Origin of the sequence: Reyranella sp. (genome assembly GCF_050185545.1) — a bacterium.
Lineage (GTDB): Bacteria > Pseudomonadota > Alphaproteobacteria > Reyranellales > Reyranellaceae > Reyranella.
Genome location: NZ_JBFWZI010000060.1, coordinates 22,698 through 36,645, shown reverse-complemented (window position 1 = coordinate 36,645; position 13,948 = coordinate 22,698). Strand labels below are relative to the sequence as shown.

The 13,948-nt window shown below is 68.0% G+C and carries 16 protein-coding genes; 10 read left to right on the top strand and 6 right to left on the bottom strand.

Going from position 1 to position 13,948, the window contains the following annotated elements:
• The first annotated feature begins 152 nt into the window (after nucleotides 1-152).
• A complete protein-coding gene (locus tag AB7O82_RS17760; RefSeq protein WP_428546301.1) occupies nucleotides 153-473 on the top strand; it encodes a hypothetical protein in 321 nt (106 codons plus the stop codon).
• Nucleotides 470-688 (top strand): hypothetical protein, encoded by a 219-nt coding sequence (locus AB7O82_RS17755; RefSeq protein ID WP_428546298.1) that lies wholly within the window; start codon nucleotides 470-472, stop codon nucleotides 686-688. Before AB7O82_RS17760 ends, AB7O82_RS17755 begins: the two co-directional genes overlap by 4 nt.
• A 115-nt stretch (nucleotides 689-803) precedes the next feature.
• Here AB7O82_RS17755 and murA read toward each other — a convergent pair whose 3' ends face one another.
• Entirely contained in the window at nucleotides 804-2,123 is a 1,320-nt protein-coding gene (gene murA / locus AB7O82_RS17750) for a UDP-N-acetylglucosamine 1-carboxyvinyltransferase (protein ID WP_428619877.1), read from the bottom strand.
• A gap of 309 nt (nucleotides 2,124-2,432) precedes the next feature.
• Between murA and AB7O82_RS17745 the strand changes: the two genes are divergently transcribed.
• Nucleotides 2,433-2,894, top strand: coding sequence for an N-acetyltransferase family protein (locus tag AB7O82_RS17745; protein ID WP_428546292.1), 462 nt, complete (start codon nucleotides 2,433-2,435; stop codon nucleotides 2,892-2,894).
• Complete coding sequence (locus tag AB7O82_RS17740; RefSeq protein ID WP_428546289.1) at nucleotides 2,891-3,376, top strand: N-acetyltransferase family protein; 486 nt, start codon at nucleotides 2,891-2,893, stop codon at nucleotides 3,374-3,376. The genes AB7O82_RS17745 and AB7O82_RS17740 overlap by 4 nt, the downstream gene beginning before the upstream one ends.
• Nucleotides 3,377-3,619: 243 nt before the next feature.
• Here AB7O82_RS17740 and AB7O82_RS17735 read toward each other — a convergent pair whose 3' ends face one another.
• Entirely contained in the window at nucleotides 3,620-4,279 is a 660-nt protein-coding gene (locus tag AB7O82_RS17735; protein ID WP_428546286.1) for a glutathione S-transferase family protein, read from the bottom strand.
• 110 nt (nucleotides 4,280-4,389) lie between these two features.
• Between AB7O82_RS17735 and AB7O82_RS17730 the strand changes: the two genes are divergently transcribed.
• On the top strand, nucleotides 4,390-4,743 hold the full coding sequence (locus tag AB7O82_RS17730; RefSeq protein ID WP_428546283.1) for a cupin domain-containing protein: 354 nt from the start codon (nucleotides 4,390-4,392) through the stop codon (nucleotides 4,741-4,743).
• 82 nt (nucleotides 4,744-4,825) lie between these two features.
• Here the strand turns inward: AB7O82_RS17730 and AB7O82_RS17725 are convergent, their stop codons facing one another.
• Nucleotides 4,826-6,385: a long-chain-fatty-acid--CoA ligase gene (locus AB7O82_RS17725; protein WP_428546280.1), complete on the bottom strand. Its 1,560-nt coding sequence runs from the start codon at nucleotides 6,383-6,385 to the stop codon at nucleotides 4,826-4,828.
• Between the two features lie 62 nt (nucleotides 6,386-6,447).
• Here AB7O82_RS17725 and AB7O82_RS17720 point away from each other — a divergent pair, with 62 nt between their 5' ends.
• From AB7O82_RS17720 to AB7O82_RS17700, 5 genes are read left to right on the top strand one after another with little or no spacing between them, the layout of a single operon-like run.
• On the top strand, nucleotides 6,448-7,686 hold the full coding sequence (locus tag AB7O82_RS17720) for a cytochrome P450 (protein ID WP_428546277.1): 1,239 nt from the start codon (nucleotides 6,448-6,450) through the stop codon (nucleotides 7,684-7,686).
• 2 nt (nucleotides 7,687-7,688) lie between these two features.
• Nucleotides 7,689-8,396, top strand: coding sequence for a PP2C family protein-serine/threonine phosphatase (locus AB7O82_RS17715; protein WP_428546274.1), 708 nt, complete (start codon nucleotides 7,689-7,691; stop codon nucleotides 8,394-8,396).
• Nucleotides 8,393-9,394, top strand: a complete 1,002-nt coding sequence (locus AB7O82_RS17710; RefSeq protein ID WP_428546271.1) for an asparaginase — start codon at nucleotides 8,393-8,395, stop codon at nucleotides 9,392-9,394. Before AB7O82_RS17715 ends, AB7O82_RS17710 begins: the two co-directional genes overlap by 4 nt.
• A 7-nt stretch (nucleotides 9,395-9,401) precedes the next feature.
• Nucleotides 9,402-10,679: a class I SAM-dependent RNA methyltransferase gene (locus AB7O82_RS17705; protein WP_428546268.1), complete on the top strand. Its 1,278-nt coding sequence runs from the start codon at nucleotides 9,402-9,404 to the stop codon at nucleotides 10,677-10,679.
• Nucleotides 10,680-10,709: 30 nt separating this feature from the next.
• Nucleotides 10,710-11,477, top strand: a complete 768-nt coding sequence (locus AB7O82_RS17700) for an SDR family NAD(P)-dependent oxidoreductase (protein ID WP_428619875.1) — start codon at nucleotides 10,710-10,712, stop codon at nucleotides 11,475-11,477.
• 314 nt (nucleotides 11,478-11,791) lie between these two features.
• On the opposite strand, the gene xth is transcribed toward AB7O82_RS17700, so the two are convergent.
• The 3 genes from xth to AB7O82_RS17685 are packed head-to-tail and all read right to left on the bottom strand — an operon-like array spanning nucleotide 11,792 to nucleotide 13,940.
• Complete coding sequence (gene xth / locus AB7O82_RS17695; protein ID WP_428619874.1) at nucleotides 11,792-12,580, bottom strand: exodeoxyribonuclease III; 789 nt, start codon at nucleotides 12,578-12,580, stop codon at nucleotides 11,792-11,794.
• Between the two features lie 55 nt (nucleotides 12,581-12,635).
• Complete coding sequence (gene erpA / locus AB7O82_RS17690) at nucleotides 12,636-12,968, bottom strand: iron-sulfur cluster insertion protein ErpA (RefSeq protein ID WP_428547795.1); 333 nt, start codon at nucleotides 12,966-12,968, stop codon at nucleotides 12,636-12,638.
• A gap of 48 nt (nucleotides 12,969-13,016) precedes the next feature.
• Nucleotides 13,017-13,940, bottom strand: coding sequence for a DMT family transporter (locus tag AB7O82_RS17685; protein ID WP_428547792.1), 924 nt, complete (start codon nucleotides 13,938-13,940; stop codon nucleotides 13,017-13,019).
• Nucleotides 13,941-13,948 lie beyond the last annotated feature (8 nt).

The window sequence follows — 13,948 nt, the reverse complement described above, 5'->3', positions numbered from 1 at the left end:
TGCTCATGGGATGTGTAGTCATCAAGAAGAGCGCCATCGGAGTGGCGCGCTCCCAGCAATGACCCCTCCGTCGCCGTAAGACGGCGACACCTCCCCAGCTGGGCTGGGGAGGAGAGCTTGAGAAGCGTGCCCATCGTCGCCAAATCGCGGGAATGTCGACGTTCAGGCTGGGACTTGTCTCCGCCGCGGCAGGCACCCTTTATCTCGCCCTTGCCGTGTGGGGCGAGGGCGGTCTCTCGGCGTTCGTCGCTCATCCGTCGCTGGTCGCGCTTGCGCTGATCACGGTGGCCCTGACGGCCGCCGCCCAGTTCAGCTCGGGCAATCTCAGCCCGGCCGAGCGCGAGGACCGCGGCAATCGCTGGGTCCTGTTGGCGTTCGGCGTGATCGGCCTCTTGTCGGCCTGGTTGCCGGCCTACACCGATCGCAAGGAATTCTGGGCGTCGATGGCGAGGCTCTGCGATGGCTGGGCGTGATCCTCTACGCCGGCGGCGGTGTGCAGCGCCTGGGACCGGTGTTCGTGCTCGGTCGCCGTTTCAGCGGGCTGGTGGCGATCCAGCCCGGCCACACGCTGGTGACCAGCGGCCTCTACGGCACGATCCGCAATCCGAGCATCTCGGTCTGCTCATCATGTCGCTGGGCTGGGCGCTGGCGTTCCGCTCTCTCGTCGGCGTGCTGCCGGCAGCGCTGATGCTGGTTCCGGTGGTGGCGCGCCTCCGGTCGGAAGAGGCGTTGCTGCGCGCGCAGTTCGGCGCCGAGTACGACGCCTATCGCGCCCGCACGTGGCGCCTCGTCCCCGGCCTCTACTAGCCATCGGTGCGGACGATGGCGGCACCACAGGCGGCGAGCTTCCCGGTCATGCGATCGTAACCCCGGTCGAGGTGGTCGAGCCCGTCGAGAACGGTTTCGCCCGATGCGGCCAGGGCACCGAGGACCAGCGCGGCCGCGGCCCGCACGTCAGTACAGGTGACGGCGGCACCGCGCAGCCGGTCGACGCCGCGCACGCGCGCGGTACGGCCATGGACGGCGATGTCGGCGCCCATCTTGCGCAGCTCGTCGACGTGGCGGAAGCGCTGCTCGAAGATCGTCTCCGAGATTGTGCTCGCCCCCGCGGCGAGGGTCAGCAAGGCCATCGTCGGCGCCTGCAGATCGGTGGCGAAGCCCGGAAAGGGCTGCGTCGTGATGTCGATCCCGCACAGCCCGGCATTCGCCCGTCGGGCGATGAGGCCGCCCTCCGTCTCGCGGAGGTCGACGCCTGCAGCAGCGAAGGATTCTGCTGCGGTGCCGAGCAGGTCGAGGCGGCCGTGCGGCAGCATCAGCTCGCCGTCGGTCATGGCGGCGGCACAGGCCAGGGTGCCGAGCTCGATGCGATCGGGCATGACGCCGTGCACTGCGCCGGCGAGCGCTCTGCCGCCGGTCACGGTCAGCACGTGCGATCCGAGTCCCGTGATCCCTGCCCCCATTGTGATCAGACAAGCGGCAAGATCAGTGATTTCCGGCTCGCGCGCGGCGTTGCGGATCGTCGTCGTTCCATCTGCCAGGACGGCGGCCAGCAGCAGGTTCTCCGTCGCGCCGACTGAAGGTTGCGGCAGCAGGATGTCGGCACCGTGCAGACCGGCCGGTGCCTTGGCGTGGATCAGGCCGCCCTCAAGGGCCACGACCGCACCCATGGCGCGCAGGCCAGCGATATGGAAGTCGATCGCCCGCAGGCCGATCGCGTCGCCGCCCGGCATCGGCAGCCGTGCCTCGCCGCAGCGCGCCAGCAGCGCACCGAGCAGCAGCACTGAGGCGCGCATACGCGCGACGAGGTCCGCGTCGATGCCGGTGGGACGGATGCGGTCAGCCGAGAGGGTGAGCGCGAGATCGCCGGCGCGCGTCGACCAGTGCATCTCGCAGCCGAGTCGCTGCAACAACGCGGCCAGCACCGCCACGTCGAGATTGGCCGGCACGTTGCGCAAGGTGACCAGGTGGGGCGTGAGCAGCGCCGACACCATCAAGGGCAGCACGGCGTTCTTGGCACCGCTGATGGGATAGGTCCCGACGAGCGGTCGTCCGCCCTGGATCCTGAGGAGATTGCCGTTGGCAGGGCGCCACCAGGGCGCTGCTGTGGCGAGACGGAACTTCATGCACGGCACCTCGACGTCGTGTTGCATCATGGCGACCGGCAACGATCGATGTCGAGTGTGGGATGCCGCCATCATTCCCCCCCAGCGAAGACGCTGCGGAGGAGTGAAGAGCATCGGCAGAATGTTTGACAGTTCGGTCGCGCGCGGCCATTATGCTGCCATGCTCACGAACCTGAAGGGTTGGTACTTTACGCTGCTGAAATAGGCGGCGCGAAGGGTTGTGACCTGACGAAGCCGCCGCTTCCCGGCGGCTTCTGTGTTTCTGGAGAGGGCCTCCGGGCCGCGGCGGGACCGCAAACGGAGGACGAGATGTCGATCGTTGAAACTGAACTGCGCCGGCCGCTGGCGCCGCCGTCCATTCGCGTGCGCCCGGCGGGGCCGCGCGATTGCGAGGCCGTCATCGGCCTCCTGGACAATCCCGATCATGCGCGCGAGCAGGTCCTCGCCTGGCTGGAGAGCGCCGGCACCACCTTGCTGGTGGCGCAGAGCGAGGACGGCGTGCTGGGCGTCGCCGTGCTGGTGACGCACGTCACGCCGCTGGCCGGCGGCGGCGCGCAAAAGGTGGTCGAGGTCGACAACCTCGTGGTGCGGGCGGATCAGCGCGGCCGCCGCATCGGCCGGCGCCTGCTGGCCGCCGCCGTCGAATGGTCGCGCCAGCGCCGCGCCACCCAGGTCGAGGTGGTGGTCGGCAGCACCAATCGCGAGGCGCGTCGGTTCTACGAGAGCTTCGGCTTCGCCACCGTGACGGATCGCCTGGTCCTGGCGGCATGACCGCCAGGGTGGTTTGCGTCCGCGAGGCGAGTCTCGACGATTACGAGGCGCTGATCGGGCTGTTCGACGAGCTCGACGAGATCCATCGGCGCTCCCGCCCCGATTTCTTTCGCGCCTTCGACGGACCGGCGCGCACGCGCGAGCAGATCGAGCAGTGGCTGATCGCGCCGAACTCGACGGTGCTGGTCGCGCAGCATGGGCAAGCGGTCGTCGGTCTTGCCGTGCTTCTGACGCGGCCGGCCTCCACCTTCAGCGGTGCCGTGCCACGCCGCGTCGTCGAGGTCGACAATCTCGTCGTCCGCGCCGATCAGCGTGGCCGGCGGATCGGCCGGCAACTGCTCGACGCCGCGCGCGACTGGTCGCGCCGCCGTCACGCAACTCATCTGGAGGTCGCGGTGCACGCCTTCAATCGCGACGCCCGCCGCTTCTACGAGGAGTTCGGCTTCGCGCCCTCGGTCGATCGACTGGTTGTCCCGGCATGACGCAGGGCATTCACATACGGCAAAAAATTCCGTCATCCCGACCGAAGCCGAGAATTAGGGAGGCGCAGTGGAGGGACCTTTCTTCTTGCAGCATCAGTAAGAAGGGTCCCTCGACTGCGCCGCCAATGGCGCTTTAAACAGCGCCTGATCGGGCGGCTCCGCTCGGGATGACGGAATTTTTTGCCATATGCGAGTGCCCTGACGGCATGATGGGTAAACGCTGCCTTACGTGCCGCGCCCGACCTACGCTGGTTCCTTGTCGCGGGCGGCCCACATCTTCTTGAAGGCGGGGCGGGCCTGGCAGGCGGCGAGCCACTTCTTCACGTTTTGAGCGGCTTCGAACAGCTCGGGCGCGGCCAGCGCATAGCGCGCGACCTCGGCCGTGTTGATGTCGGCCACGGTGAAGCGGCCGCCGACCAGGAAGCCGCTCTTGGCAAGGGCGCGGTCGAGCACGGCAAACGGCCCCCGCAAGGCCGCCACGGCCGCATCGGCGACCTTGGGATCCTTCACCAGGCCCGCCGGTCCGCCGACCCGGTGATACATGATCGTCAGGGCCTGCGATTCCAGCTCGGTCGCCGCCCACAGGGCCCACATCGTCATTTCGCCGTCCTCGGCGAGGTTCGCCGGCGCCAGCGGGCCGCCGTGCTTGCGGGCCAGGTAGAGATTGATGGCGAGCGACTCATGCAGCACCAACCCGTCGTCGTCGATCGTCGGCACGTGGCCGTTCGGATTCACCTTGAGGAAGTCGGGCGACCGCGTGTTGAGCGGCGCTCCGGCAGCGGTCGGGTCGGGGAGGCGGTAATGCTGGATCACCGGCACCAGCTTGAAGGGCAGGCCAAGCTCCTCCGCCAGCCAGATGTTGCGCGACGCACGCGAACGATAGACACCGTAGATCGTAAGCATCGGCTTTCCTGTTATTCTGTCGGGGACTTGCCAATACGGTTTCACTGCGCCGCACACTAGCGCGTTTTTGGCAGCGCTGTGATACGCTTCAGCCAAGGGTGGATCGCACCATGAGCTCAGAACACAGGCTCAAGCCCGTCGCAAACGCCGACCATCTCTACGAGGTCGAGCGGCGCGCCCGTCACGCCGAGCGGCCCGGCTTCCGCATCAGCGAGCTGCAACTCTCGCCGACGCAGACCGTGCCCTGGCACTATCACACCAAGATCGCCGACACGTTCTATGTCCTCGAGGGGGAGATGCGGCTCTTCCTGCAAAAGCCCAAGGAGGAGGTAAGGCTCGGCGTCGGCCAAAGCTACGTCGCCGTCGCCGGCCGACCGCATCTCGTCACCAATGCCGGCACTGGCTCGCTTACGTTCCTGGTCCTGCAAGGGGTCGGCGAGTACGACTACGTGCCGCTGGTGTAGGCCATCCTCTTCCGGACTGCGGGCGTCCCGCCCGCACATGATCATGAGCGGGCGGGACGCCCGCGGTCCGGAAGACCATGAGTCAGTTCACCGCCTTGGTCAGGCCCTTCCAGTAGGGCTCGCGCAGATCGCGCTTCAGGACCTTGCCGGCGCCGGACAGGGGCAGGGGCTGGTCGCGGAAGTCGATGCTGCGCGGGCATTTGTAGCCGGCGATGTGGGCGCGGCAGTGCGCCATCACCTGGTCCTCGGTGAGCGCCACACCGGCCTTGGGCACGATGATGGCGTGCACGCGCTCGCCCCAGTGCGCGTCGGGAACGCCGATCACGGCAACCTCGGCGACGCCGTCGAGCAGCGAGATCGCGTTCTCGACCTCCGCCGAATAGACGTTCTCGCCGCCCGAGATGATCATGTCCTTGAGCCGGTCGACGATGTAGACGAAGCCTTCCTCGTCCATGGTCGCGCCGTCGCCGGAATAGTACCAGCCGTCGGCCAGCACCGCGGCGGTCTCGGCCGGCTTCTTCCAGTAGCCCTTCATGATATTGGCGCCGCGAATGGCGAGCTCGCCGGCGGTGCCCCGCGGTACCTCGCGCCGGTCGGCGTCGACCACCTTGACCTCGCAGCCCAGCGCCGCCTGGCCGCACGATTTCAGCCGGCCGGCATACTTGCCCTCGAGCGTGGTATAGCGCGGATCGAGCAGCGTCACGATCGGCGAGGCCTCGGTCATGCCGTAGGCATGCAGCAGCCGGACATGCGGCATCACCTGCATGGCCTTGCGCAGCACTCCTTCGGGCATCGGCGAGGCGCCGTAGAGGACGAGCGAGAGGGTGGAGATGTCGAACTCGGCGAGGCGGGGATGATTGGCCAGCATGTTGATCATCGTCGGCACGAACTGCGCGTGCGTGACCCGGTCGAACTGGATAGTTTGCAGCACCTCGACCGGCTCGAAGCGCGGCACGAAGGCGTGCCGTCCGCCCGACATTGTCACGCCGAAGGTCGAGGCGCCGTCGGCAAGGTGAAACATGGCGCCGGAATGGATGTAGGTCGTGTCCGAGCTGAAGCCGATGCCGGCGACGCCGTTCAGGGCATTGACCACCAGGTTGGTGTGGCTGAGCATGACGCCCTTCGACCGCCCGGTGGTGCCACCGGTGTAGAACAGGCCGGCCAGATCGTCGTTGGCCGCGCCGCGATCGTCGACCGGATCGTAGGCCGCCAGATCCTCGTAGCGCAGCAGGCCCGACGGCGGCGGGGTGTCGTCGAGCCAGATCACCTCGCGTACGTCCGGCATGCTGTGCTCGAGGGCTGCCAGATGGTTCGACATGGCGGTGTCGACGAACAGCACGGACGCGCCCGAATCGGTCAGGATGTACTCGATCTCCCTGGGCGCCAGCCGTGTGTTGAGCGGCACCATCACCGCGCCGATCCAAGGGACCGCATACATCAGCTCCAGATAGCGGTCGCTGTTGAGGGCCAGGATGGCAACCCGGTCGCCGTGCTGCACGTCCAGTGCGGAAAGCGCCCCGGCAACGCGGCTCACGCGATCGAGGGTCTGCGTCCAGGTGAAGCGACGTCCGGCAAAGTGGGTAGCCATGCCATGGGGCTTGGTCTGCACGGCACGTCGCAAGCCCTGGGTCAGGGAGAACATGGCGTCATGCTAGGGGGGCGGTCGTTCGCGCGGCAAGAGGGATCGTGCTAAAGGGGGCGGGCATGAACGACCTCTCTCCGCCCGCCGCCGACCAGGCTGCGCTCGCCTTCAATCCGCTCGACCCGGCGTTCATCGCCGATCCCTATCCGTACTACAGGCGGGTGCGCGAGACGGCGCCGGTCTACAAGACGCCGCAGGGCTTCTGGCTGGCGACCGGTTACGAGGACGTCGCCCTGATCCTGCGCGACAGGCGGTTCGGCAAGGACTTCGTCGGCAACATGCGCCGTCGCTACGGCGAGAAGGCGGGCCTCGACGAACCGGCGATCGCCAACCTGGCGCGCACCATGCTGGTGCTCGATCCGCCCGACCATACGCGCCTGCGCGGCCTGGTGAACAAGGCCTTTACGGCGCGCCGCGTCGCCGACATGCGGCCGCGCATCAAGGCGTTGGTCGACGAGCAGCTCGACCGGGTGATCGACAAGGGCGAGATGGACGTCATGCGCGACCTCGCGCACCGTCTCCCGGTCATCGTCATCTGCGACATGCTCGGCATTCCCGAGGAGCATCGCGCGCCCTTCCTGGCGGGCAGCAACGTCAACGGGCGGATCATCGACCCGGTGCCGCTGACGCGCGAGGAGCTCGACCAGGCCAACCGCAACACCCAGATGGCGAGCGTCTACTTCAAGCAGCTGTGCGAGTTGCGTCGGCGCGAGCCCAGGGACGACCTCACCACCGAGCTGGTCCGGGCGGAGGAGGCGGGCGACAAGCTCTCGCCCGAGGAGCTTGACGCCAATATCGGCCTGCTGTTCGGCGCCGGCCACGAGACCACCACCAACCTGATCGGCAACGGCCTGCTGGCGCTGCATCGCCAGCCGGACCAGTGGGAACGCCTCAAGGCCGATCCCTCGCTCATCCCGAACGCGGTCGAGGAGCTGCTGCGCTACGATTCGTCGGTCCAGCTCACCGGGCGCGTTACCAATACCGAGGTCGAGCTGAGCGGCGTTCGGTTGGGCCCGGGCGAGAGCATCATTGCCCTGCTCGGCGCGGCCAATCGCGATCCGGCGCAGTACCCCGATCCCGACCAGCTCGACGTCACACGCGAGCATATTCGGCCGATGTCGTTCGGCGGCGGCATCCATCACTGCCTCGGTGCGCAGCTCGCTCGCCTCGAGGCCGAGCTGGTGTTCACGGCGCTGATCGAGCGCATTCCGAACATCCGCCTGCCGGAGAAGGACACGCCCGCCTGGCGGCACACCTTCACCTTGCGCGGCCTCAGCAAGCTGCCGGCGGTTTGGCACTAGCCATGGCGAGCGGCTGGCGGGGCGAGGGGGGGCAGCACCAGGGTGCGCGGCCCTATCAGGAAGACAGCTGGGCGCTGAAGACGCTGGGCGACGGCTCGCTGCTCGCCGTGGTGGCCGACGGCATGGGCGGCCACGCCGGCGGTGCAGTGGCGAGCAAGATCGTTGTCGAGACCTTCGTGCACTCGATCGAGCAGGGCGGCGGCCTGTCGGATGGCCTGAAGGACGCCAACAACGCCGTCCGCCGCGGGGCCGCCGGCAAGCCCGACCTCGCCGGCATGGGGGCGACCGTTGTGGCGGCGCAGGTACGCGGCGACGAGGTGCGCTGGATCAGCGTCGGCGATTCGCCCTTCTTCCTCGTTTCGCTGGGCCGTATCGAGCGACTCAATGCCGACCATTCGATGGTGCCGCAGATCGAGGCGATGGTGAAACGCGGCATGCTGACGGCCGAGGAGGCCGAGCACCATCCGGCGCGGCATACGCTGCGCGAGGCCGTGATGGGCGAGAAGCTCACCCTGATCGACCGGGGTAGTCGCAAGCTGGAGCGCGATGCGCGCCTGTTGCTGTGCAGCGACGGGGTCCAGTCGCTGAGCGAAGCGGAGATCGCGGCCGCCGCGGTGCGGCCGGTGCAGGCCCTTATCGATGCCGTGCTGGCCGCCGCAGTCGAGCATCAGGACAACGTCACGGCGGTCAAGCTGGAGCGGCAGTGGTGAGCAGTAGCGTGGTAGCGATCGAGGTGACGCGTGGGCCGGTGGTCGAGAGCCGTCACGAAGGAATCGCCGCCGTCGTCAAGGCGGACGGCACGGTCGTCACCTCGTGGGGCAATATCGAAACGCCAATCCTGCCGCGGTCGGCGAACAAGCCGATCCAGGCGATGGCTTTCGTCGAGAGTGGGGCGGTCGAGCGCTTCGGCCTCGGCAACGAGCACATCGCGCTCGCCTGCGCCTCGCACAGTGGCGAGAAGCGCCACGTGGAGACCGTGCGTGCCTGGCTCGCACGGGTCGGGCTCGGCGAGGGCGACCTCGAATGCGGCACGCATCCGCCGCGCCTGCCGGCGACACTCGAGGAGCTGGTGCGCGAGGGCAAGACGCCGACACCGGCCTTCAACAACTGCTCGGGCAAGCACAGCGGGTTCCTGACGACGGCGGTGCAGCACGGCGAACCGACGCGCGGCTACATCCGCTACGATCATCCGGTGCAACGCCGCCTGCGCGATGTCATGACCGAGCTCTGTGGCGCCGATGCCCACGCCTTTCCGCACGGCACCGACGGCTGCGGCATCCCCACGCTGGCGACGCCGCTCGTGAGCCTGGCGCGCGCCATGGCGAGCATGGCCGATCCGTCCCGGCTGTCGAGCCGCCATGCCGACGCTGCGGCCCGCATCCGCGCCGCGATGAACGCCGAGCCCTTCATGATGGCCGGCACCGGCCGCTTCTGCACCCGCATCAATGCCGCGCTGCCCGGCGTGGCGCAGATCAAGACGGGCGCCGAGGGCGTGTTCTGCGGCATGCTGCCGACCCTGGGTCTCGGGATCGCCATCAAGATGTGGGACGGCGCGGCGCGCGCCTCCGAGGTTGCGATGGCGGCGCTGCTCGATCATCTCGGCGTGCTGCCGGCAGGGCTCGGAGCGGAGATCTTGAAGCCGCCGGTCAGGAACGTTGTCGGCCTGCTGGTCGGCGAATTGCGTCCAGCCCGGAGCTGGCTGGGGTGAGAAGGGTGTGAGCGTCAGGCTCGACATCCTGGAGATCGGGTCACGCGGCGACGGCATCGGCGAGATCGACGGCCAGCGCTGGTTCGTGCCCTTCACCCTGCCGGGCGAGACGGTCGAGGCAAGTCCGCGCGACAAGCGAGGCGAAGGCATAGTCGGCGAGCTCGAGCAAATCCTGTCACCGTCGCGCCATCGCGAGGCTCCCCCGTGCCGGCATTTCGGCACCTGCGGCGGTTGCACCCTGCAGCATTGGCGGCGTGACGCCTACACCGCGTGGAAGGTCGCCCTGATCGCGCGGGCTTTGGCGCAGCGCGGCGTCGAGAGCCCGCGCTTCGAGCCGCCGGTGACTGGTGTACCGGGCGAACGACGGCGTGCCGACTTCGTCGTGCGACGCCAGGGACGGCGCGTACTGGCGGGCTTCCACGAGCGCGCCAATCCGCGAGTCGTCGATGTCGAGACCTGCCCGGTGTTGCGCCCGGCTCTGACTGCGCTGCTCGAGCCGTTGCGGACGGTAGCGGCGAAAGTGCTTCCCGACGGAGGAGCCGCCGACGCGATCGCCAACGAGACTGACAACGGCATCGACCTGCTGCTGCGGCCACACCGGCGGCTCGATCTCGGCCTCGACAGGCGCCAGGAGCTGGTGGCGTTTGCCGAGCGCGCGGATCTTGCCCGGTTGAGCTTTGGCGATCGAACGACTGCCGAGCCGATCGTCGTGCGGCGCCCGCCGCTCCTGCTGTTCGGTGCGGCGCGAATCGAGCCGCCGCCCGGTGCGTTCCTGCAGGCGACGAAGCGGGCGGAACAGGCGATGCGAGCGGCTGTTTCCGAATGGGCGGGCGATGCATTGCGGCTTGTCGATCTCTTCGCCGGGATCGGGGCGTTGTCGCTCGGCCGGGCAGGGATGGTGGCGCTGTTCGAGAGCGACCGGTCGGCGGTGGCGGCGATCGACGCGGCGCGCCGGCGACTTCCCGCTGGCACCGTAATGGCGGAGCGGCGAGACCTGTTCCGCAATCCGCTCACCGCGAAGGAACTCGACGCGTTCGATGCCGTGGACCTCGATCCGCCGCGCGCCGGGGCGATCGCGCAGTCGGGCGAGCTCGCGAAGTCGAAGGTGCCACGCGTGATCTACGGCTCGTGCGATCCGGGGAGCTTCGCACGCGACGCGCGTACGCTGCAGGACGGCGGCTACCGTCTGGAGAAACTGCTGCCGATCGATCAGTTCCTGTGGTCGCCGCATGTCGAGCTGATTGCGCTGTTCGTCCGCGCGCCGCTAAGGTCGCCCGCGATCTGATGGGATTATCGAGGGCGAGGAGACGGCGCGATGATGTTCGATCTGAGCGGCAAGGTGGCTGTGGTGACGGGCGGCAGCCGCGGCATCGGCCGTTCGATCTGCGAGCAGATGGCGGTGCACGGCGCCAAGGTCGTCGTCTCCAGTCGCAAGCTGCCGGCCTGCGAAGAGGTCGTGAAGGGCATCAAGGCCAAAGGCGGGGAGGCGACCGCGGTCGCCGCCAGCATCTCCGACCGGGCGCAGCTCGAGAACCTGGTGGCCTCCGCGCGCAAGGCTTACGGCAAGATCGACATCATGGTCTGCAATGCCGCCTCGAACCCTTATTTCGGACCGCTGACCGGGCTGAAGGAGGACGTATTCCAGAAGATCATGATGAACAACGTCATGTCGAACCTGTGGCTGATGAACCTGGTCGGCCCGGAGATGGCGGAGCGGCGCGACGGCGCGTTCATCATCGTGTCGTCGATCGGTGCGCTGGTCGGCTCGGCGCACATCGCAGCGTACAACATGAGCAAGGCGGCCGACCTGTCGCTAGTCAAGTCGCTCGCCATGGAATGGGGCAAGCACAACATCCGCGTCAATGCCATCGCGCCTGGCCTGATCCAGACCGACTTCGCCCGCGCACTGTGGGAGAGCCCGCAGATCCGCGGCGCCAATGAGAGCAAGGCGGCGCTGAAGCGCATCGGCCAGCCCGACGATATCGGCGGAGTCGCGGTCTTCCTGGCCTCCAGGGCCGGCGCCTTCGTCTGCGGCCAGTGCATCATCGCCGACGGCGGCGTCATCGGATCGGGCGAAGTGTGATTTCTCCTCCCCTGCGTCTTCGGTGGGGTGGTGCCCCGTCATTCGGGGCGGTGGGGGCATGAGTCATGCGGACCGCGGGCGTCCCGCCCGCTCATGGTTGCAGTTGAGCGGGCGGGACGCCCGCGGTCCGAACCTTGGCCCCTCCGCCTGCCTGCGCGAAGCCGAAGCGGCTTCGCTTCGGCGGAGGCAGGTCGCCGTATAATGGCGACACCTCCTATGAAAATTGGTGCGGGTACCGCCCCGATTTTCTCAGCATCGTGGCGCGCCGGGCGTGCTGGGTGTCTCCCCAGCGAAGCTGGGGTGGAGGGCGCAGCTCAGGCCGCCAGCTCGAGCTCGCACCAGACCGGGACGTGATCCGACGGCTCGACCTTGCCGCGTTCGACCTTGTCGATGCCGGCCGCCGTCAGGCGGTCGGCGGCTTGCGGCGATAGCAGAAGGTGGTCGATGCGCAGGCCCCAGTTCTTGGCCCAGGCGCCGGCCTGGTAGTCCCAGAAGGTGTAGCAGACGCTCTCCGGATCGAAGGCGCGCACTGCGTCGGTCAGTCCGAGATTGAGCAGGCGGCGCAGCGCAGCGCGCGATAGCGGCTGGCATAGCGCATCGTTGGCGAACGCCTTGGGGTCGTAGACGTCCATCTCGGTCGGGCAGACATTGTAGTCGCCGCCCAGCACGAACATCTCCTCGCGCGCCAGCAGCTCGCACGTCCGCTGCCGCAGGCGCTCCATCCAGGCGATCTTGTAGGTGAACTTGTCGGTACCGATCGGGTTCCCGTTGGGCAAGTAGAGGCCGCCGACGGTCAGGGGCCCGTCCTTGGTCTGGATGCGACCTTCGATGTAGCGCGCCGCCTCGTCGGCCGCGGCATCGGGCAGGGCGCGGGCGGTGATCTCGACCGGGTGGAGGGACAGCAGGGCGACGCCGTTGAAACCCTTCTGGCCGACGATCTCGGCCTTGTAGCCGGCCGCTTCGACCTCCAATCGCGGGAACTGGGGTTCGAGCGCCTTCAGCTCCTGCAGGACGACGACATCGGGCCGCGCACTTTCCAGCCACGCCACGAGGTTGCCGGTCCGCCGGCGGACGGAATTGACGTTCCAGGTCGCGATCTTCATCGCGGCCGGACCAAGGGCCGCCAGTTCATACGCTGCCGGCTCAACCGCTGCCAACTCATACGCTGAAGGAGTTGCCGCAGCCGCAGGACGAGGTGGCGTTCGGGTTCTTCACCTGGAAGGCCGAACCGACCATTTCCTCGACGTAGTCGAGCTGGCTGCCTTTCAGCAGCTCCAGGGACGTGCTGTCGACCAGCACCGAGGCGCCGCCATGCTCGATCAGCAGGTCGTCCTCGTTGCGCTGTTCCTCGAACGAGAAATTGTACTGGAAGCCTGAGCAGCCGCCGCCCAGGACGGCGACGCGCATCATGACCGGCTTCGGTTCCTTGGCGGCCAGGAAGGCGATGCGCCTGGCGGCACTGTCGCTAACGGAGAAGGTAGTCTCGCTCATGCCCACAAAATGTGGTTGGCGGGCCCGTTCGTCAATGCCGCCTGTTCGTCAATGCCGTACGTGGGCGGCGACGGCCGCCCGGGAGGCCTGCCGGGCCTTGCGGGCGCGAACGCGCTCCCGGTAGAGGATATAGAGGCCCGATCCGATCACCAGGGGCAGGCCAAACCACACGGCCGGTGAGGGCTCTTCCCTGAACCACAGATAGCCGAACAGGACGGCCAGCGCGATCGAGCTGTAGTCGAACGGCGCCAGGGTCGAGGCCGGGGCGAGGCGGAGCGCCCGAGTGACCAGGATCTGGCCGACGCCGCCGATCAGCCCCAGCGAGCACAGCCAGAACCAGTCCGCAGGAGATGGCCATTTCCAGTTCGGGATGGCGCCTGCCAGGGAGACCAGGCTGGCGAACAGGCAGAACCAGAAAATGGTCGCGGCATCGTGGTCGTAGCGGCTGATCAGCCGGGTCAGCACGGTCGATACGGAGTAGCTGAAGGTCGCGAGCAGCACCGCCAGGGACAGCCAGTGGATCGAGATGGTCCATGGCTCGAGCATGATCAGCACGCCCACGAAGCCGACGCCGACGGCGCTCCAGCGCCGCCAGCCGACCTGCTCGCCGAGTATCGCCGCGGCGAGCGCGACCATGAACAGAGGCGCGGCGTAGGAGATCGCGTAGAGGTCGACCAGCGGCATCCGGGGCAACAGGTAGAAGAAGCCAAACAGGCTGCCGAAGCCGGACAGGATGCGCAGGAATTGCAGCATGGGCCTCGTGCTGCGGATGAGCCGGATGCCGCCTTCGGCGCGATACAGGAAGTACAGCGGCACCAGGGCGACGGTGCTGCGAAACAGCATCATCTGGAACGGGTCGTAGGCATCGCCCAGCCACTTGACCAGGGCATCGAGCGTCGCGAAAAGCGCAAGGGCGCCCAACCGCGCGTAGATGCCGGCGACGGTCGATGATGCGGAAGGGGTCGTCGACAAGGTGCGCT

Coding starts and splice junctions, on each gene's coding strand:
- AB7O82_RS17760 (WP_428546301.1), top strand. CDS start 153: ATGTCGACGTTCAGGCTGGGACTTGTCTCCGCCGCGGCAGGCACCCTT.
- murA (WP_428619877.1), bottom strand. CDS start 2,123: ATGAAGTTCCGTCTCGCCACAGCAGCGCCCTGGTGGCGCCCTGCCAAC.
- AB7O82_RS17745 (WP_428546292.1), top strand. CDS start 2,433: ATGTCGATCGTTGAAACTGAACTGCGCCGGCCGCTGGCGCCGCCGTCC.
- AB7O82_RS17740 (WP_428546289.1), top strand. CDS start 2,891: ATGACCGCCAGGGTGGTTTGCGTCCGCGAGGCGAGTCTCGACGATTAC.
- AB7O82_RS17735 (WP_428546286.1), bottom strand. CDS start 4,279: ATGCTTACGATCTACGGTGTCTATCGTTCGCGTGCGTCGCGCAACATC.
- AB7O82_RS17730 (WP_428546283.1), top strand. CDS start 4,390: ATGAGCTCAGAACACAGGCTCAAGCCCGTCGCAAACGCCGACCATCTC.
- AB7O82_RS17725 (WP_428546280.1), bottom strand. CDS start 6,385: ATGTTCTCCCTGACCCAGGGCTTGCGACGTGCCGTGCAGACCAAGCCC.
- AB7O82_RS17720 (WP_428546277.1), top strand. CDS start 6,448: ATGAACGACCTCTCTCCGCCCGCCGCCGACCAGGCTGCGCTCGCCTTC.
- AB7O82_RS17715 (WP_428546274.1), top strand. CDS start 7,689: ATGGCGAGCGGCTGGCGGGGCGAGGGGGGGCAGCACCAGGGTGCGCGG.
- AB7O82_RS17700 (WP_428619875.1), top strand. CDS start 10,710: ATGATGTTCGATCTGAGCGGCAAGGTGGCTGTGGTGACGGGCGGCAGC.
- xth (WP_428619874.1), bottom strand. CDS start 12,580: ATGAAGATCGCGACCTGGAACGTCAATTCCGTCCGCCGGCGGACCGGC.
- erpA (WP_428547795.1), bottom strand. CDS start 12,968: ATGAGCGAGACTACCTTCTCCGTTAGCGACAGTGCCGCCAGGCGCATC.